The sequence below is a fragment of the Steroidobacteraceae bacterium genome (genome assembly GCA_041395505.1).
GTDB lineage: Bacteria > Pseudomonadota > Gammaproteobacteria > Steroidobacterales > Steroidobacteraceae > JAWLAG01.
Genome location: JAWLAG010000001.1, coordinates 330,572 through 349,360 on the forward strand (window position 1 = coordinate 330,572; position 18,789 = coordinate 349,360).

Consider the following 18,789-nt stretch of genomic DNA (forward strand, 5'->3'; position numbering starts at 1 on the left):
GGCCGGAGTCCAGATGTCCCCCTCGAGTTCCACAGATCGCATCAACGATCTGGTCATCAAGATAGCGACCGTCAACGGCACGGGTTCGGCGAGTGCCAACGGACTGCTGATGAAGGCGATTTTTCGCAGCGGCGTGCCCGTAATGGGCAAGAATTACTTCCCATCGAACATCCAGGGCCTGCCGACCTGGTACGAAATCCGTATTACGCGTGACGGTTACGTGGCGCGCTCGGGGCGCATCGACATCATGGTGGCGATGAACGCCGAAACCTATGCGCGGGATATCAAGGAAATCTCTCCGGGCGGCTACCTCATCTACGACTCGACCTGGCCGCGTTCCACGATGCTTGCGCGTGATGACATCACCGTTCTTGGTGTGCCGCTCGCCAAGATGTGCAACGAGACCTTCCAGGGCGCACGTACGCGCATTCTGATGAAGAACATCTGCTACGCAGGTGTTCTTGCTGCGCTACTCGACCTGGACGTGGAGCAGATTCGCAAGTCGCTCGCCGAGACCTACGCCAAGAAGCCGAAACTGATCGACGCCAACATGCAGGCCATCGAGCTTGGCTACAACTATGCCCGCGAGCACTACAAGTGCCCGCTGCCGCTGCGGGTTGCGCCACTCGACAAGACGTCGAATCACATCATCATCGACGGCAATACCGCGGCGGCGCTCGGCTGCGTGTACGCCGGGGCGACTGTTGCCGCCTGGTATCCGATCACGCCGTCGACGTCGCTGATGGATGCCTACAAGAGCTTTTGTGACCGGATGCGTGTCGACAAGGCAACCGGCCGCAGGAATTTCGCGTTCATACAGGCCGAGGATGAACTCGCCGCCATCGGCATGGTCATCGGTGCGAACTGGAATGGCGCACGCGCCTTTACCGCAACTTCCGGACCCGGCATATCGCTGATGAGCGAGTTCCTGGGACTGGCCTATTACGCCGAGGTGCCATCCGTCGTATTCGATATCCAGCGAGTGGGTCCGTCCACGGGCATGCCGACCCGCACGCAACAATGCGATGTCCTGCCGGCCGCCTATGCATCGCATGGCGATACTCGCCATGTATGCCTCTATCCATCGAACCCGGAAGAATGCTTTTACATGGCAGTACAGGCATTCGACCTCGCGGACCGCCTGCAGACGCCGGTGCTGGTATTGTCCGACCTCGACATCGGCATGAACGACTGGATGTGCCGCGACCTCAAATGGGACGACAGCTATCGGCCCGACCGCGGCAAAGTACTCGACGCGGAGGCACTTGCGAAAATCGACAAGTTCTATCGTTATTGGGACTACGACGGTGATGGCATTCCCTACCGCACCCTGCCTGGCGTGTCGGCCAAGGGCGCCTATTTCACGCGCGGCTCGGGTCACAGCGCCCGCGGCACCTATACCGAGGACTCCGCCGAGTACCAGGAAGTCCTCGATCGCCTGATGCGCAAATGGGATACGGCCCGGAAACTCGTGCCCGGTGCGCTCATCGAAACCACGGCCGGCGCCCAGGCGGCCATCGTCTGCTACGGCAGCAGCGACGGCGCTGTCCGCGAGGCGCTCGATGTGCTGCGCGCGCGCGGCATCGCGCTCGATTACATGAGGCTGCGCTCCTTCCCCTTCGGTGAGGACGTCGAAAAATTCCTGGCCGCGCACCAGACTATTTTCGTCGTCGAGCAGAACCGCGACGCGCAGATGCGTTCGCTCCTGACCCTCGAGACCGGTGTGCAGAAGCAGCAATTGCGCTCGCTGCTGCACTACAGCGGCCTGCCGGTTTCGTCCGAATTCATCGTCAACGGCGTGCAGGCCGAACTCGCGGGCCGGCCGCGTGCGGTCGCCGGCAAGTCGAGCTGAGAGAACCACCATGACCTACCTCGCCAAGCCCAAGGTCGCTCATCCCTCGCTTGCCAGGAACCAACTTGGGCTGACGCGCCGGCAGTACGAGGGTTCGATGTCGACGTTGTGCGCCGGTTGCGGACACGATTCGATCACCGCAGCCATCGTCGAAGCCTGCTGGAAGTCATCGCTCGAGCCGCATAATGTTGTCAAGCTCTCGGGCATCGGCTGCTCGTCCAAGACAACGGCCTATTTCGTCGGCGGCGGCCATGGTTTCAATTCGGTACACGGCCGCATGCCATCGATTGCCATGGGGGCGAATGCAGCCAATCGCGACCTGCATTACATCGGCGTATCCGGCGATGGTGACACGCTGTCAATTGGCCTCGGGCAGTTCTGCCATGCCATTCGCCGCAATGTCGACATGCTTTACATCATCGAGAACAATGGTGTCTATGGACTGACCAAGGGGCAGTTTTCCGCATCCGCCGACCTGGGATCCACGGCGAAGAAAGGCGAGAAGAACATGCAGGCACCGATCGATCCGGTGCTCCTTGCGATCTCGCTCGGCGCCTCGTTCGTGGCCCGCAGCTTCTCTGGCGACAAGGAGCAACTGGTGCCGTTGATCCAGGCCGGCCTCGAGCATCGCGGGTTCGCCCTGATCGACGTGATTTCGCCTTGTGTCACCTTCAACGATCACGAAGGCTCGACCAAGAGCTATGCCTATACACGTGAGCACAACGAGCCGGTCGTCGCTGCGGACTACGTGCCGTTGCGCGAGGAGATCCGCGTCGACTACGCACCGGGCGAGACAATCGAGGTGGCTCTGCACGACGGCGGCAAGGTGCTGTTGCGCAAGCTCGCTGCGGATTACGATCCGACCAACGCAGCCGCGGCACTGGCCTACGTAAGAGCACGCCTCAAGCTGAATGAATTCGTCACCGGCCTCCTGCACCTCAAGCCGAATGACCAGGAATTTCACAGCCGCAATGGCACGCCGGACGCACCGCTCAACGCCATTGCCTTCGAGCAACTCAATCCGGGCGCGGCAGCACTTGCGCAGCTGCAATCGCGTTACCGCTGAGCAGAAACCACTGGTATCGACAGGACGACTGACCTACACTGCGCACGGGCAGCCGAGGAGCCAATCGAAATGGGCAAGGGTGATCAACGAAGCGGGCGTGGCAAGATCTATCGCGGGTCTTTCGGCAAGTCCCGCGCCAAGGATCCGGCCAAGAAGAAGCGTCGCGCCGCCAAGCGCGCTGCCAAGAGAGGCTGATCGCTCCACCGGACGAACATGGCACAGGTCTGACGCCCGCGACAGGCTCACGCCGGCGGGCGTTTTCTTTCAGCGACTCTCGCGAAGGTCCTGCAGCCAGCTGCCGAAACGGGAGACTTCCTCGTCGTGGTCGGCATCGATCCAGGTTTCCTTGAGCGCCTCGGCGTACCAGGATTGCATGGCGGGCAGTTCGAGCAGACGCTCGCCATAGCGGTTGGCCGCAACCGGAAGTTCGAACCCATAACTTTGCTTTCGAAACGCAACCGGTGCGAAGAATGCATCGACTGCGCTGAATCGGCTACCGGCGAGATATGGTCCCCCGAAACTGCGCAGCCCCTCGTTCCAAAGGACATCGAGTCGATCGAGATCGCGTTTCAGGGCGTTGTCGATCCGATGCAGACGGATGCGTGCGCCACAGTTCATGGAGCATTGCTCGCGCAGCGCCGCGAAGCCCGAATGCATTTCCGCGGCTGCGGAGCGGGCGAACGCACGCGCCACACGGTCGGTGGGCCAGACGGCCGGAAAGGCTTCCGCCAGATACTCGACGATGGCCAATGAATCCCAGACCCTGAGGTCGCCATGGCGCAGGCAAGGGACGCGCCCGGACGGCGAGACTTCAGCAATGGTCGGGTAGCCGGGTTCGGCGCCGAACGGGGCCATGATTTCGCGAAAGGGGATCGCGAGTTCGCGCATCAGTACCCAGGGGCGCAGGGACCAGGACGAGTAGTTCTTGTTGGCGATGATCAGTTCGAACACGGCATCACTGCCTGGACGTATTCGATTCGGCCAGGCACTCGACCGGCAGCGGCGAATTGATGCGCGCAACCGGGTAGAGATTCATGCTCTTGTCCCAGGCGGCATGGCGTCGATAGAAGAAATCGAGCCGCGCTGCCGGGTTCGAGCGAAATGCCGCGTCCGTGGCGAGCCGCTGGTTGAAGGCGTCGCGCACTTGCGGGTCGTTCGCGAGCATCTCGCGCGCTACTTTCTCTGCGACATAGGCTTCCATGTATTCCTTTTGCTCGAACGCGCTGTCGAAAAACCCCCAGCTCACGAGCGAATCCGGCGCGCGCGGCTCGAGCAGCGCCATGGCGAGGCGAGCCGCGGGCTGGGCAATTGGCAGGAAGATCGCGCCCGCTGCGGCATCCACGCTGGCATTCTCCCAGCTGCCGGTGACCGTCAGTGGCACGTGGCCTTCCAGCGCCGTGCTTGCCCACTGGGCGCTGTCGGCGCGAAAGCGCTGTCCCGCAAGACCGGAGCACCCGTGGGTTACGGTGCGCATGACCAGCCCGTGCGCCGCGAGTCGATCGGCAAGACCAGCGTAGGTTTCGGGCAGCAGGTAGCCACCGCCCGGCGCGGTCTCGACGGTCGCCGGTTTGACTTCGTCGAGCAGCGGCACGTGCCAGATCTGCGGGCTCGACGGATCGTAGTGCGTCATCAACGCGCCCGAGATCTCCGACGGCGTCCGGCTATAGGCATAACCGCGAAAATCGATCATCGTGGAATGCTTGGTATTCTCGTAACTCAACGGTACCTGTTGACCCGCCAGCGCGCGCGCGTCCGCCGCGTAGGCGAGTTCCCGCCAATTGCCACCGTCGCGCGCCGCGAGATCGACCATGGCCTCGATGGTCCGGTAGGTCGCCTCGACACGCTGTCCGTAGGGTTTCCATGAGTGCGTTTCGACGAGCACGGCGTAACGGTTGCGCAGCGAGTAGTAGGTCGTCGAGAAACGTGGCGGCGCGACCGCGACGGCAAAACCGGTGGCCGGATCATCGTCGACGAGAAATGCAGGGTAGAACGGCACCGGCAGGGATCCGTGACGCGTCAGGTGCGCAAGGATGTCCTGCTGCAATCTTCTGCCAGCGCTCGCCATCGAGGTATCGCCACTGAGCGAGGGTTCGAGCGTTATGGAGATGTCGTGCTCGAATTGCGCGCCATCCGTCACGTGCAGGTCGGCGTAGAGTATCGGATCCCAGGCATTCAGCAGCGCCAGCATGGCGCGCATCTCGGGCGCATCGGCTTTCGCGTAGTCGCGATTGAGGTTCAGGTTCTGCGCAGTCACACGCCAGCCTGTCTCTTCCGGCCCGTTCTGGTTCGGACGGTTCCAGCGGCCGCGCCTTTCATGCCCGTCGACATTGAATACCGGTACGAACACGATGGTGAGTTGCTTCAATGCGTCACGCGAGACGCGCCCCGTCAGCAGATCGCGCAGGTAGCGGAATCCGGCGTCCTTGCCGTCGATTTCTCCGGCATGTATGCCACCTTGCAGCAGCACGACCTGGCGCCCCAGCGCGCGGGTACGCGCGGCGTCGAATTCGCCATCACCGGCAACCACCAGCGCGAGCATGGCTCGACCCTGGGGGGTGCGTCCGAACTCGACGCAGCTCACGCTCTTTGGATAATGCGCGGCGAAGTCCGCGCACAGTTGCATGACCTCGTTGTAATCGCCCGTGCGTTGATAGCCGCTGCGCTCGGCATCGGTCGTGAGCGCGAGATCTATCTTGCTGGCCGATTGAACGCTTGCCGCGGCGAGCAATGCAAACAATGTTGCGCCGATCACAGGCGGTTGTAGAGCACGCATTGGGACCCCTCGATGACTGGATGTTGTTTGTCGGGCGCTATTCTAGGACGCGTCGAAACTCTCGGCTCGCTGCCAGGCGGGCCGGGCCATGCAGCGCGCCACATAGGCATCGAGCACGGCATCCTGGTCCCGCATGCCGAATTTGCGCATGAAGTGGCAGGACGTGCCGAGGAGCACGTCCGCGGCGCTGAACTTGTCGCCAAGTATCCACGGTCCGCCGCCCAACCCGGCGCGCAATGTGTCGAGCATGAGCGTGAAGCTCCCCCAGCCCGCCGATGCGGAGTTGGGTGCGGCCTTGCTGAATTTTTCCATCATGGCCGGTTCGATGACGGAGTTGGTATACAGAGTCCATTGCAGGAATCGGCCGCGATCGGCGTGACCCACCGGCGGGCCCAAGCCGGCTCGAGGATACTGGTCGGCGAGATAGATGCAGATCGCACCGGAATCCCACAGGCCGTCAGTGCCGTCGGCGAGGGCCGGAACCTTGCCCATCGGCGAGGCGGCACGAAAGGCGGCATTGCCCCGCGCCACCTCGTCGCGGATGTCGATGTTCACGCGTTCATAGTCGAGGCCGGACTCCTCGAGCAGCCAGGCGATGCGAAAAGCGCGGGTGTTCTTGCACCAGAAGAACTTCATGCTTGCCTCCCTTGACGGCCAGGCGCGAACTGTACATGTATACAGTACGCGAGGCAAGCGCGATTTCAGAGCATCAGCCAGCCCAGCACAAAGAGACTGTCGTTGTCCGAGGCGCTGCGCCCGAAGCCGTCGTAATTGCTGACCGCGCCGTTAAAGCGCAGGAAGTGCGTCAGTTGTGCTGAGAATTTCAGATTGGGCAGCGGCAGGAAATCGAATTCCGCCGTGAGCCAGCGGGTGTCGGGTCGGTTGCTGAGGTTTCCCGTGACGGGCGCATCGTCCGCATATAGAAGTGCATCCGCGTCGCCGCCGATATCGCTGTAGCCCAGGGTAGCGCCATAGCGGTGGTGCAGCAGATAGCCCACGTCGAGCTTGAAGCTGTTCAACGATCCGGTGCGTGTCCCGGACAGACCCGCAGCGAAACTCGCATCTCGTTGCTGTCGCTCATGTGTATAACTGGTGTGCGCCGATAGCACCGAATCCGCCAACGTGTACTGCAACTGGCTGTCGAGGCCAATATCGGTATAGCGATCCGTCGGCCCGTCGGTCAGACCGATATCCGGTTGCAGATCCGCGCGAAGAGCGCTGCCGCCGACGGTATACGATGCCGCGCCACTATCGTGCTGCCACAGGACGCGCAGGTAAGGCGCATTGCCATCGACCAGGCTCTCGACCGGATTGCCGAGCGTGAATACGCGCGCCAGCCCCGGCTCGCCATTACGGTAGAGGCCCAGTTCTCCATACCAGCGGTTGTCGAGCATGGCGTACATACCGAGGCCGGCCAGTTGCATGCCGCTATCGAGCAAGGTGCTGGCCGAGGCTCCCGCCGCGACGCTCGAGGCCGCGTACGGAAATCCCCACACCGGCAAGCTGTTCCAGGCATCCGCCATCGTCGGACTGTTATTGGCTGTGATGCCAAGCAGCAGATCGTGGCCGTTTAGTTTCGGATTCCAGACTGCGCGCACATCGAGAAGATCGAGCCCGGTGTGATGTTCGATACCATCGTAGGTGAATTGCGCAAAGCCTCCTGCATGAGCATTGATGCGGCCGGCCACGAACGCGCTGCCCTGCTGGAGAATCACCTGGCCGTCATGCGGGAACTCGTCCGCGACATCGTTCCCGAAGTGTCGTGTCTGTGTAATGCTCAACTGCGCCATCAACGCCAGCGGAAGGTTGTCGAGTCCCTTGCGTTCGGGCTGAGCCGCAGTGTAGCCGTGCAATTTGAACCATCGGCCGTAGGCATTGAGTTCGGGAAATGCCGTGTGGCAGGTCTGGCAGGGAACGCCGCCGAGTTGGCGGGCAAAACTTGGCACGGCGTTCGCGGCGGATTGAATGAGCAACAGGCCAAGCAGCGCGATGTAACGAGTCATACAGGCTCCCTCGTGTCGTGGCTGCTGGTGTGGACTCGCAGATGCGTTGCGAGTTCAGGTAGCGACACTAGGTACTTACCGCAAATCGTATTCACATGCCGGGGAGCGCATACTCCACGATAACGACCGCTTGAACGACCGCCGCAATAGCAATGGCCTTGCAAGTCGGCACGGCTGCCAGTCGTGGTCTTAGGCCTCTGTCAAGTAACAAGAGTGGCGTGGCCCATAGATAGGCGGTACCCCAATGGGTTTCGAGATCGGTACCGAAGAAGATCGCGAGCAGCAGCATCAGAGCAAATGGACCCAGCGCGTGGATTGCAAGCAACGGTCGCGCCTGCGGATGTGGCTGCAGCTGCAGCAAATGCCACCCGGTGTCCTGTTGGTGGGTGCGCCTGAAGAGTCCGGCCAGAAGCAGGAATGCGAGCAGCGGCGCAAGGCGCGCCAGTTGATATGCGCTGAATGACAGTATCCGCCAGGGACGTTGCCAAATCGGCAGGTTTGCGGTGACAAACCCTGCAGCATAGTGCAACGGCGGAAAATCGTGATGAACCAGCCAGAGCAGGTGCGGTGTAAACAGAATCAGAGCTGTAGTTCCGGAGGTAACTAGCGCACGTATGCGATTGCCTGCGCCGCCTAATAGCAATGCAATCGCCGCCAGGTTGCAGATGATCGTGATTGCCATTTGGTACTTGCTGAGCATGCCCGCAGCCCACACGACACCGAGTAACACCCAATCACGCGTTCGATTTCTGGACAGGGCGGTTACCAGTACGAGCAATGCGAAGACAGTGCAGGCAAGCAGCACGCTGTTGTGATTGAAAAAACACAAACGCTTCGAGTAATAGGTTATCAGCGTGCAAAGTAGGACTGCGTACCAGCCACTGCCGTGGCCCAGCAAGTCTTCAGCCAGTCGCCAGCTACCGTAAAGTGTCAAGCAGACCATCACGGCACCGAGCACATAGGTCAAAGCGATGCCAGGTGGCGCGACCTGGCTCGCGAGCCACAATAGCCAGGTCGGCAACGGTGGATGTTTGGTGTAGCCGAGCGCAGGATGTTGCATCCACGCAAGCTGCTCGAGGTTGTCCCCCGGTGGCTCTGTTCGAAGCCAGAGCGGCAGTAGCATCCAGACGAGGACGAACGCCACCAGGTACAACCAAAACAACCACAGTGCCCGATCGCCGGAGCCGCTGATGCTCCCCGGCAGGTCGTTCAAAGTTCTGTCGTGCGAAATGGTGCCAGTGTCAATGAGCATGAGGCGAGCAGTTTTCGCCACTGTTCCGAGCGCAGGTAGAGATACTCCGAGACGCGGGCCGGATTGGCGTCCTGGTCCGGTACCTGCGGGTGACACATGATCAGTCCGCCATCGGCCAATTCAGAAATCCACCGCTTCATTCGAAATGCATATGGCGGGTCGGTCGAAAAGTCATAAACACCCGCAAAATCCTTGTTATGCGCGAGCTTGAATTCGTTGACAGTGCGAAGCATGCGACTACCGCCGAGTTGCTTGATGCAGCTGGCCTTGATGCCGCGATCGATGCCCGGCGCGGTCAGGCGAATGGCGCAATGTTCACCGTAACGTTGGTGCGCCAATTGTGCGACCGACAGGCCGATGCCTGGCAGTTGATGAACGTGACGATGTCCGTCGATGAATTCCGGTGCAAATCCCAGGTCATGCTCGAACTTGTCGAGCTGTGCCGTCAATGCCGCAGCTGCGACGCGTGCCGTCGATACCGGTTGCATATACGCTTGCCAGATCCAGTATTGCAGTGACCGAGCTGCGTTCGATGACTTGTCCGTGCCAAGTCTCTCGGTCAGATTGAAGTGCAAACCAATCGACGTGAAATTGCGCAACTGCCGCAGGGCGGCGGCGTTGGATCGTGTGTGCCGGCTGTCGATGAGAACGCTGATGGCACTGATCCGACCTGACCACGCCAGCTCGATCGCTGCGTCGCAGGCAGGCGCATTGAGGCCGAAGTCGTCGGCACAAACAAAAAACCGTCCTCGTGCATAGGCGTCGTTCATGTGTTTCGCTCGTACGCGAACACCCAGTTTCGCCCCAGAACGTAGGTGCAGAACGCTGCGAGTGCTATACCCGTCGCAAAACTTGCGGTCAGCGACGCGCCCGCATGCCGAGTCATGGCAGCGACCGTTGCCGTTATGGACCAGGACAAGAATGCCACCGCCACGAAGCGTGGCAAGTGACGTATGGTTCTGGTGCGTACCGCAAAGGTGTAACGAGACTGCCCCAGGTAACTCGTCATCACGGCGGCAGTCCATCCCGCCAAATTGGCCGCCTGGAGTGGCAGTTGCAGCCATTCGGCAGCAGCGACGGCGACCGACAGGTGTACCAATGCCGCAGCGCAGCCAATCAGGGCAAAGCAGAATAGCTGGCGCATGCTAGGCGCCTGTCTTCGCGGCGCGCAATGTCTGCAAACCTTCGCGGGGCGAGCCAAGGCCTTGATCGATTTCGTTGGCTGTTACATACAGTGGCCGCTGCTTGACTTCCTCGAAAATACGCGCGATGTATTCACCGAGTATTCCGAGGCCAATCAGCTGTATACCGCCAAAGAAGAACAGCGCGGCTGCGAGTGTCGTAAAGCCCGCGATCGGCTGACCATAAACCAGCTTCTCAAGCATGACATATAGCGCGAACGCCAATGCGACGACGGCCAGCATAGCGCCGGCGATTGACAGCATCCGAACCGGACGCACGGAGAATGACGTGATTGCCGTTATCGACAAATCGATCAGATCGATGATTCGAAACCGACTCTTGCCGGCAATCCGCGGTGCGACGTCGTATTCGATGTCGATACTGCGAAAGCCCACCCAGGCGTACAGCCCTTTCATGAATCTCGAGCGTTCCGGAATGCGCCGCAAAACGTCGACTGCACGTCGATCCAGCAAGCGGAAGTCTCCGGAGTCATGACGAATGCGATAGTGACCGTTATGGTCGACCAGTGCGTAGAAGCATCGCGAGAATAGGCGTCGCCATACGCTGTCACCCCGCCGGTCGCGGCGCACACCGATCACCGCGTCATAGCCTTCGCGCCAACGTTTGATCATTTGCGGCACAATTTCCAGCGGATGCTGAAAATCTGCGTCGATTATGATCACGCCGTCGCCACGGGCGGCGTCGAGCCCGGACTGTATCGCTGCTTCCTTGCCGAAGTTCCGGGAGAATTCTATGTAATGAATCGGCAGAGATTGCAGCAGACCGAGTATACGTGCGGCAGATTCGTCATTACTGCCGTCGTTGACGACCACCAGCTCGAAATCCGGAGTGGTCGCCGACACACTGGCTGCCAATGCGGCAAGGAACCGCTCGATTGAAGACTGCTCGTTGAAGACGGGAACGACACACGATACGCTCTGCCGCCGTCTGCGCGACACCATGACCTCGGTGCTGGCGACAAGCGCCACTGATTGCTGCATCCGCAAGTTCCGTTTTGTGGCCGGTCCTGCGTTCTTGGACGGTCCATCGCGCCATAAATTGCCGACGTGGCGCATTCCAGCGACATTAACTTTCCGTAATCTGCGACGACTTTCGTTCGCGACGGCTGTCACTGTCATTAACAAATGCATTTGCGGAGACACCCGGCGTGCGCATGGCAATGCTGGCAGTCGCCTTGACGTTTGCCTCGATCGGACCCGCGGCCGTAGCGAGCGATGGGGCGGGCGGCGATCCGCTGCAACTCGAACAATTCAAAGGCAAGGTCGTTTATGTCGACTTCTGGGCGTCATGGTGCGCGCCATGTCGCAAATCCTTCCCCTGGATGCAGTCGATACAGCGTGAATTCTCGAATAGCGACTTCGTCGTCGTAGCGGTCAATGTCGATCGCGATCGCAAGTTGGCGGATGAGTTCCTCAGTCATTTCGCGCCGACGTTTGCCTTGCGCTTTGATCCTGTTGGTGACGCGGCCCTGCATTATGACGTTCGCGGCATGCCGACCAGTTTCCTGCTCGACCGTACAGGCCGCATCGTTGCCCGACACAAGGGATTCCGCGACAGCGAAAAGGATAGCCGCTATCGCGAGATTCGCGCCTTACTCGAAAATCACTAAACGATAACCGGAGATCACGCGTGACCAGACCACAAATATTCCGCGCCAGCTGTCTGCTGCTTGGCCTCGCCACACTCGGTGGCTGCAGTTCGCTCGGGGTTCGCGCCTGGGAGCGAGACTTGCTCGCGCAACGTGAAATGTCCTTGGCAGGCGAAGCGGTCGACTCACGCATTGACGACCACCTCTATTTCAGCAAGGAAGCAGCCACCGGCGGTCGTGGCTTCGGCGGTGGAGGTTGCGGATGCAACTGAAATCGACGCACGGCAGCGTACACCTCGGCCTTATGGCCGCTACCTGCGCGTTGTTTGCCGCGCAGTCGCCGCCCAGCAAGGCGGCCGAACCTGGTGAGTGGCAGGTCGACACCGGGCTTCTCTATTACAAGGAGAACAACGATCGGATCGAGACCGTCGAGCCGGTCGTCAACCTGCAAAAGGACTATGGTGATGAGCGCCAGCTCAACATGACGCTCACCTTCGATAGTCTTACCGGCGGATCCCCCAATGGCGCCATTCCATCGCGCCAGCCCCAGACTTTCGCGACGCCCTCGGGCACCAGTCTCCAGCCAGTGCAAGGCGTGCCGCAGACCATTACCACTGCCTCGGGTCGCGTTGTCGCCGCGCTGGAGAAAATCACCCTGTACGATGTGCCTGCGGGCGCGTTGCCACTCGATCCAAACTTCAAAGATCAACGTGGCGCATTGGATCTCGCCTGGACCCAGCCCTGGGGTGAGTCGAATCACCTGAGTGTTGGCGGCCATGCGTCCATCGAACATGATTTCGACTCCATCGGGACGAATGCAGCGCTAAGCCACGATTTCAACGACAAGCTGACAACCGTGTCAATTGGTGCCACGGCCGAATACGATCGCGTCAAGCCTATCGGCGGTGCTCCGGTCGCGGGCTCGGACTACACGCAGTTGTTGAAGGGGGGCAGCGAACACAAGCAACTGTTTGGCGGACAATTTGGGATCTCGCAGGTGCTGGCGCGACGCTGGGTGGCGCAGCTCAACTACACCTATGAACGATCCAACGGCTATCTCACCGATCCGTACAAGATCGTTTCCCTGGTGGACGCGCTCGGCGATGTCCAGCAGTATCGCTTCGAGAGTCGCCCGGATTCCCGCGTACGGCAGGCGCTGTACCTCGGCAACAAGATCGCGGTTGGTCGCGCTGTCCTGGACCTTTCGTATCGATATGCGAAGGATGACTGGGACATCAAATCGCATACGGCGGATCTGCGCCTGCACCTGCCGTTGTCCGACAACCTGTATCTCGAACCGCATCTGCGCAACTACCGCCAGACCGCGGCGAAGTTCTACGATCTGTATCTCGACAGCGGCGCGCCGGTACCGGTCGATCTGTCGGCCGATCCACGCCTGGCGGAATTTCGCGCGCACACCTATGGCATCAAACTGGGTTACAGCTACGCGCGCAATGCTGAATTCAGCCTGCGCATCGAGCAATACGCGCAGACACCTGCGCTGAAGAGCAGTACCCTGTTGAATCTTCAGGGACTCGATCTGAACCCGGACCTCAAATCCATCGTGTTGCAGGTGGGTTGGCGCTTTGCGTACTGACGGCGGCGAGAGCAGATGACGCCTGCAGCTCGAGCGAGGTCTGCGCCAGCTGAGTTATCGCTGCAGCGCCGGGACGGGGGACTTTTTGCGCTCGGCTTCACGGCCATGGCCAGCCCCTGCGAAGTACTTGTCGAAACCGATGATGCCGACAGGGCAGCTGACCTCGCTGAGATCGCACTGCGCGAGACGCGCCGCATCGAACAGAAGTTCAGTCGCTACCGCAGCGACAGCGAAACCAGTCGCATCAATCAAAGTGGCGGGGCTACCGTCACGGTCGACGCCGAAACCGCCCTGTTACTCGATTTTGCTCAGGAATGTTTCCGGCTATCCGGCGGCCGCTTTGACATCACCAGCGGCGTGTTGCGGCGCTGCTGGCGATTCGACGGATCGGATCGCCTTCCGACGCCGGCCAAGGTACAAGCCACACGGCGCCACGTCGGCTTTCACCGGCTGACCTGGAAAGCACCAAACATGACGCTGCCGCAGGGCATGGAAATCGACTTTGGCGGCATCGGCAAGGAGTACGCGGTCGACCGGGTACTCTCATTGCTCGCTCGATCCCATTCGGGCGCCGTGCTGGTCAACTTAGGTGGCGACCTGGCGGCGAACCGGACGCCGGCGGCAGGCCCTTGGCGCGTTGCCGTGGAGCGCCCCGATTTTGAAGGGGAGGCACGCTTGCTTCTGTCGCTGGAGCATGGCGGCCTGGCAACGAGCGGCGACACACGCCGCTTTTTGCAGCGCAATGGTGTACGCTACGGTCATATTCTCGATCCGCATACAGGATGGCCGGTCAAAGGTGCCCCTCGGTCGATTACGGTCGCAGCAGGAAATTGTCTCGAGGCGGGCATGCTGGCCACATTCGCAATGCTCCATGGGGCCGACGCCGAGCGATTCCTCACTCAGCAAGGCGTCAAATTCTGGGCACTGCACTAGAATAATTGCGTCTTTGCGACGGGATCTGCGGCCAGCGACCGTCTAACTCCCTAATGTCCATTGCTTTGTCAGCCAGGTTCACGGGGCTCATGCGCCCGATTCTTTTGCTCGGCGCAATCACGCTGGGGCATCTGGCATACGCCGCGGACGCGGTGCTGCCCAGTATCACTTCGCGGATGAGTCGTGAGGACTATGCGCGCCCGGCATCAGTCCCCGACGATGCCGCGCTGGTCGCGGCTGGCGCGCGCATCGGCAAGGTCACCGTTCGCGCGCTCAACATCTTCGATACGAAGCGGCCGGAAGAGAACACCAAACTTTTTCGCCTGGCCAACCGGCTGCATATTCGCACCCGGGACCATACCGTCGCCGTGCAGCTGTTGTTCGACGAAGGCGAGCTCTACGATCCGCGCCGCCTCGAGGAATCGGAACGTATCCTGCGCACCACGCGTTACCTGCAGAACGCCTACATCCGGCCGATTGCCTATCACGACAATAGGGTGGACATCGAAGTCATCACCCGCGATGTCTGGACGCTCAATCCCGGCCTGTCCTATGGCCGCAAGGGCGGCAAGAATACGGGCGGCATCGAAATCGAAGAACTCAACCTGCTGGGCTACGGCAGCCAGCTGTCATTCGGATACAAGTCCGGGCTCGACCGCGACTCACGCTATGTGCAATTCGCAGATCGGCAGTTGTTCGGTAGCTGGTGGGGGGTGCGCACGCAGTTTGCCGACAACAGCGACGGGAAACGCCAGGATTTCGCGATCGATCATCCGTTCTATGCGCTCGACAGCCGTTGGGGTCTTGGGATTACTGCGGTTAAGGACGAGCGTGTCGATTCGATTTACGATCTTGGCAAGGTCAGCTACTCGTTCCAGACAGACAACCGCGCGGCCGGCATCTGGGCCGGCTGGTCGGCGGGACTGCGCGATGGCTGGACGCAACGCTGGCGCGTGGGCTACGACTATCAGCGCGACCGATTCGCGACCGATCCGGGCTCCCTCGTGCAACCGGCCGCACTGCCAGCCGACCGCACGCTGTCCTATCCCTGGATCGGTTGGGAGCTGGTGCAGGACGAGTACCGCACCGATCGCAATCGCGACCTCATCGAGCGCACCGAAGACCTGGCCCTGGGCTGGCATGCCGTGGCGCGGCTCGGGTATTCCGCGACCGGTCTGGGTGCAACCGACAACGCAATGATTTTCGACGCCAGTCTCGCCCGTGGTTTCGACCTCGACGAACGTCAATTGCTGCTCAGCAATTTTTCGCTAGACGGCCGGTTGCACAGTGGCGAGATTCGCGATGGCGTTGCCAGCGCGTCGGCCCGCTATTACTTTCGCCAGACGCCGCGCCGATTGTTGTACGTCGGACTTGGCGTCGATTACACGCGCAACCTCGACGTCGACCACCAGCTGTTGCTGGGTGGCGATAACGGCTTGCGGGGCTATCCACTGCGCTATCAGGCAGGGGAGGGGCGCTGGCTGTTCACCATCGAGCAGCGGATGTTCTCGAACTGGTTCCCGTTTCGCCTCTTCAATGTCGGCGGTGCGATCTTCTACGACATGGGCGAGTCCATCGGCGACAACCCGCTCGGCAGCGCACCGCAGGGTCTGCTGCGCGACATCGGTTTCGGCCTGCGTTTCGGCAACAACCGTTCCGCGCTCGGCAACGTCCTGCATGTCGACTTCGCTTTTCCCCTCGACGGCGATTCGAGCATCGACAAATTGCAGATCGTCATCGAAACCAAGAGAAGCTTCTAGATGCGACGAGCCATCTGGTTAATGGCTACCACGCTGGCTTCGGTGCCTGCCGCGCAGGCAGCGCACGACATGGACTTCGCCATCGAACACCTGGCCGAGTCCCTGATGGACGATCGCCTCGCCACCTTGCCCCTGTGGTCGTCCGACGCCGACGGCCACATCGCTGCGTTCGATGTTTCCCTGGGTGGCACCCTGACGCGCACCGGCGGTATCGACGCTGATGGGCCGATGCTGGGCATCGGCGGTGGCCGCCAGTTGTCCGAGCGCATCGGCGTCCTCGGTTTTGGGTTTTACGATCGGGTCTCGGTGAGCGCAAGCAGCGATCGCCGGCCCTTGCAACCGCTTTTCACCGACGCCTTGCCGTTCGCGGCGCCGGTCGATGCCGTCTTCAATGGCAATCGGGGAGAGCTGCGTCAATGGGGCGTGGGTGCAGCGCTCACCGGGCGCTACGAATCGGGGCGCTTCGGCCCATTTCATTGGCGGGCGGGCGCATTCTACGAACAGCTCCAGCTCGCCGCCATGCGCTTCGATTACCAACTATTGTCGGGACCCGACACGGGGCTCAACGGCACGGTGGATTACAGCGCGACCTACCGTCACGTCGTGCCGTTTCTGGGCGTGGAAAAACCATGGCGACGCGCAAACTGGCTCATCTCGCCCCAACTGCTCCTGGCCATGCCGTTGCCGCGCAGGGCAATGGACGGCACAATAACCGGACCGGGGTTCGTGCTGGCCGGCAATACCGAGGCGACTGGCGCGGGCAAACATTTTGGCGATCCCTATGTCGTCTTCGGAGCGGGTATCACATACATGCCCTGGCACCTGACACTCGACGCCGGCGCGCTTGTCGCGCAGGCGGTCGTAGAACCCTTCGTGCACGAGGGGCTCGGCACGCACTGGGTGCTCAATCTCCACTGGCGGCAAGCCGCCGCCAATTGAGCGGCACGCCTCGTCGCGTCGCCGCGTAAAGGACTTCTGCTGACATGCCGTCGCTGCCGCCCGTCACGCGCGGGTTGATCGTTGCCAATATTGCGGTCTTCGTGCTGCAAATGCTCTCGCCTGATCAACTGCTCGGGTCCTATGCGCTCTGGCCTGCGGGCCAGCACTACTTCCCTGAACTCGGCCGCGATGTCGGATTCCAGCCCTGGCAGCTGATTACCTATGCCTTCCTGCATGGCAATTACATGCACATATTCTTCAATATGTTCGCGCTCTACATGTTTGGCCGCGACGTGGAGCTGGGCCTGGGATCGCAGAATTTCGCAACCCTGTTCGCAGCAAGCATACTCACCGCCGGCATCGTGCAGCTGATCGTGGTCACTTCGACAATTGCGAACGGCGTCTATCCCACGGTAGGCGCCTCGGGCGGCGCCTTCGGCGTGATGCTCGCCTATGGCCTGATGTATCCGCAGCGCCAGCTGATGCTGATCTTTCCGCCGATCCCGATGCGCGCGTGGTTGTTCGTCACGCTCTATGGCATTGCCGAGCTCGTGCAGGGTGTGACGGGCACGGCCTCGGGCGTTGCACACTTCGCGCATCTCGGCGGCATGCTGGGGGCCTACCTCGTGTTGCTGCGCGCACGCCGCGCGCGTTTTCGCTAGATCTCGATTACCGCCGCCGCAAAACGTCGATCCACATACACCCAGGCGGCGCGGCCCGAGCGCAGCGTGACCGCGACGCGCTGATAGTCGGCGACTTCGTAGCGGTCCGCCGCCTCGAGCTCGCTGTCGCTGATTTCGAATACCGTTCCGGCCACGACGTCAGTTGCATTGCCTGACGGCGTGACGATGGGATGGTGCGTCTTGCCGCTGGTCGCGATGACCTCCGGATCGGTGATGCGCAACAATTCCTCCCTGTAGCCCGGCAGCGTATCCTCGTAACCGGTCAAGCTGCGCCCGAAGGTGGCAAGCTGCACGTCGGTCTGCTGCAAGGTGCCGTAAGAAAATAACCAGGGCATCGGCCGGCCTCCCGGGTGCGCGTCAATCCGAGAGGTAGTACTCGACGGTCGCGACCACGCGCACGTTCTTGATGTAGGGCGTATTGCTGTCGCGGTCGTTGATGCTGAATTGGCCCTGGTTGGCGCTGCGTATCTTGCCCAGGCGACTGTCGGAGTCGGCGGCGAATTTCTCCGCGACTTCACGCGCCTTGCGGGTCGCTTCTTCGATCATGCCCGGCTTGATGTCGTTGAGCTTGGTGTAGAGGTATTCCGTGCGATGCTGGTAGTCGCCGCCGGCGAAGGCGATGCCCTTCTTGCCAAGCTCCGCAAGGTCGTTCTGGGTTTTTCTCACCAGATCAATCTTGTTCGAATACACCGTGATCGTCTGGTTGGCCGTATAGCGCAGCTGGACGTTCTCGTTGCCACCGTATTGCTGCGCCAGTTTGTCGGTGATGTTGGGCGCGGCAACCGTCACCTCATCGCGCGAGAATCCCCGGGCGATCAGAAAGTCGACGATCTGCTGACTGTCGGTCTGCAGTTGTGTGTAGAGCGCAGTGAGCGCGCTGTTGGCGCCCGAGAAATTGATCGGCCAGACGGCGATATCCGCCGGTACCTCCCGCTCCGAGAGTCCCTTGACGGCAACGAATCGCTCGTATTCCTTGAATCGGATTGCGCTCGATCCCAGGAGATAACCCATGATGGCAAGCCCGGCGCAGATGAATGCGCCGAGGATGAAGGAACTCTTGACCGGACTTTCCATAGGCGAGGGCTCCAGGGCACCCGGGTGGTGCGCTGGAGCCCATTTTATACCGTCGTACGATGCGGT

General features: G+C 61.1%; 20 protein-coding genes. 10 read left to right on the forward strand and 10 right to left on the reverse strand.

Features of this window, described 5'->3' with window-relative positions; translation table 11 throughout:
- The first annotated feature begins 13 nt into the window (after positions 1–13).
- The 3 genes from R3E77_01500 to R3E77_01510 all read left to right on the forward strand — a co-directional run bounded on the left by R3E77_01500 (position 14) and on the right by R3E77_01510 (position 3,113).
- Entirely contained in the window at positions 14–1,852 is a 1,839-nt protein-coding gene (locus tag R3E77_01500; protein ID MEZ5498083.1) for a 2-oxoacid:acceptor oxidoreductase subunit alpha, read from the forward strand.
- Between the two features lie 10 nt (positions 1,853–1,862).
- Positions 1,863–2,918, forward strand: a complete 1,056-nt coding sequence (locus tag R3E77_01505) for a 2-oxoacid:ferredoxin oxidoreductase subunit beta (GenBank protein MEZ5498084.1) — start codon at positions 1,863–1,865, stop codon at positions 2,916–2,918.
- 69 nt (positions 2,919–2,987) lie between these two features.
- A complete protein-coding gene (locus R3E77_01510; GenBank protein MEZ5498085.1) occupies positions 2,988–3,113 on the forward strand; it encodes a 30S ribosomal protein THX in 126 nt (41 codons plus the stop codon).
- 69 nt (positions 3,114–3,182) lie between these two features.
- Here R3E77_01510 and R3E77_01515 read toward each other — a convergent pair whose 3' ends face one another.
- From R3E77_01515 to R3E77_01550, 8 genes are all read right to left on the reverse strand, one after another.
- Positions 3,183–3,869 (reverse strand): glutathione S-transferase family protein, encoded by a 687-nt coding sequence (locus tag R3E77_01515; GenBank protein MEZ5498086.1) that lies wholly within the window; start codon positions 3,867–3,869, stop codon positions 3,183–3,185.
- Positions 3,870–3,873: 4 nt separating this feature from the next.
- Positions 3,874–5,691, reverse strand: a complete 1,818-nt coding sequence (locus tag R3E77_01520; GenBank protein ID MEZ5498087.1) for a M14 family metallopeptidase — start codon at positions 5,689–5,691, stop codon at positions 3,874–3,876.
- A 42-nt stretch (positions 5,692–5,733) separates the two neighbouring features.
- Positions 5,734–6,327 (reverse strand): glutathione S-transferase family protein, encoded by a 594-nt coding sequence (locus R3E77_01525; GenBank protein MEZ5498088.1) that lies wholly within the window; start codon positions 6,325–6,327, stop codon positions 5,734–5,736.
- Positions 6,328–6,392: 65 nt separating this feature from the next.
- Positions 6,393–7,694 (reverse strand): hypothetical protein, encoded by a 1,302-nt coding sequence (locus R3E77_01530; protein MEZ5498089.1) that lies wholly within the window; start codon positions 7,692–7,694, stop codon positions 6,393–6,395.
- Positions 7,695–7,785: 91 nt separating this feature from the next.
- The gene (locus tag R3E77_01535; GenBank protein MEZ5498090.1) at positions 7,786–8,946 is read right to left on the reverse strand and encodes a glycosyltransferase family 39 protein; all 1,161 of its coding nucleotides are present in this window, start codon (positions 8,944–8,946) and stop codon (positions 7,786–7,788) included.
- The gene (locus tag R3E77_01540; GenBank protein MEZ5498091.1) at positions 8,904–9,716 is read right to left on the reverse strand and encodes a ChbG/HpnK family deacetylase; all 813 of its coding nucleotides are present in this window, start codon (positions 9,714–9,716) and stop codon (positions 8,904–8,906) included. The genes R3E77_01535 and R3E77_01540 overlap by 43 nt, the downstream gene beginning before the upstream one ends.
- Positions 9,713–10,090: a GtrA family protein gene (locus R3E77_01545; GenBank protein MEZ5498092.1), complete on the reverse strand. Its 378-nt coding sequence runs from the start codon at positions 10,088–10,090 to the stop codon at positions 9,713–9,715. The genes R3E77_01540 and R3E77_01545 overlap by 4 nt, the downstream gene beginning before the upstream one ends.
- 1 nt (position 10,091) lies before the next feature.
- The gene (locus R3E77_01550; GenBank protein MEZ5498093.1) at positions 10,092–11,129 is read right to left on the reverse strand and encodes a glycosyltransferase family 2 protein; all 1,038 of its coding nucleotides are present in this window, start codon (positions 11,127–11,129) and stop codon (positions 10,092–10,094) included.
- A 173-nt stretch (positions 11,130–11,302) separates the two neighbouring features.
- Between R3E77_01550 and R3E77_01555 the strand changes: the two genes are divergently transcribed.
- The 7 genes from R3E77_01555 (at position 11,303) to R3E77_01585 (ending at position 17,628) form a co-directional block, all read left to right on the forward strand.
- On the forward strand, positions 11,303–11,758 hold the full coding sequence (locus tag R3E77_01555) for a TlpA disulfide reductase family protein (protein ID MEZ5498094.1): 456 nt from the start codon (positions 11,303–11,305) through the stop codon (positions 11,756–11,758).
- 20 nt (positions 11,759–11,778) lie between these two features.
- A complete protein-coding gene (locus tag R3E77_01560; protein MEZ5498095.1) occupies positions 11,779–12,009 on the forward strand; it encodes a DUF4266 domain-containing protein in 231 nt (76 codons plus the stop codon).
- Entirely contained in the window at positions 12,000–13,334 is a 1,335-nt protein-coding gene (locus R3E77_01565; protein MEZ5498096.1) for a DUF3570 domain-containing protein, read from the forward strand. The genes R3E77_01560 and R3E77_01565 overlap by 10 nt, the downstream gene beginning before the upstream one ends.
- A 105-nt stretch (positions 13,335–13,439) precedes the next feature.
- Positions 13,440–14,267, forward strand: coding sequence for an FAD:protein FMN transferase (locus tag R3E77_01570; protein MEZ5498097.1), 828 nt, complete (start codon positions 13,440–13,442; stop codon positions 14,265–14,267).
- Between the two features lie 89 nt (positions 14,268–14,356).
- A complete protein-coding gene (locus R3E77_01575) occupies positions 14,357–16,027 on the forward strand; it encodes a hypothetical protein (GenBank protein ID MEZ5498098.1) in 1,671 nt (556 codons plus the stop codon).
- A 21-nt stretch (positions 16,028–16,048) separates the two neighbouring features.
- Positions 16,049–16,966, forward strand: a complete 918-nt coding sequence (locus R3E77_01580; protein MEZ5498099.1) for a hypothetical protein — start codon at positions 16,049–16,051, stop codon at positions 16,964–16,966.
- 44 nt (positions 16,967–17,010) lie between these two features.
- Positions 17,011–17,628 carry a rhomboid family intramembrane serine protease gene (locus R3E77_01585; GenBank protein MEZ5498100.1) on the forward strand — a complete coding sequence of 206 codons (618 nt, stop codon included), beginning with the start codon at positions 17,011–17,013 and terminating at the stop codon, positions 17,626–17,628.
- Here the strand turns inward: R3E77_01585 and R3E77_01590 are convergent.
- Positions 17,625–17,984 carry a gamma-glutamylcyclotransferase family protein gene (locus tag R3E77_01590; GenBank protein MEZ5498101.1) on the reverse strand — a complete coding sequence of 120 codons (360 nt, stop codon included), beginning with the start codon at positions 17,982–17,984 and terminating at the stop codon, positions 17,625–17,627. The two genes, R3E77_01585 and R3E77_01590, sit on opposite strands and share 4 nt — an antisense overlap.
- Positions 17,985–18,006: 22 nt before the next feature.
- Positions 18,007–18,723: an SIMPL domain-containing protein gene (locus tag R3E77_01595; GenBank protein ID MEZ5498102.1), complete on the reverse strand. Its 717-nt coding sequence runs from the start codon at positions 18,721–18,723 to the stop codon at positions 18,007–18,009.
- Between the last annotated feature and the right edge of the window lie 66 nt (positions 18,724–18,789).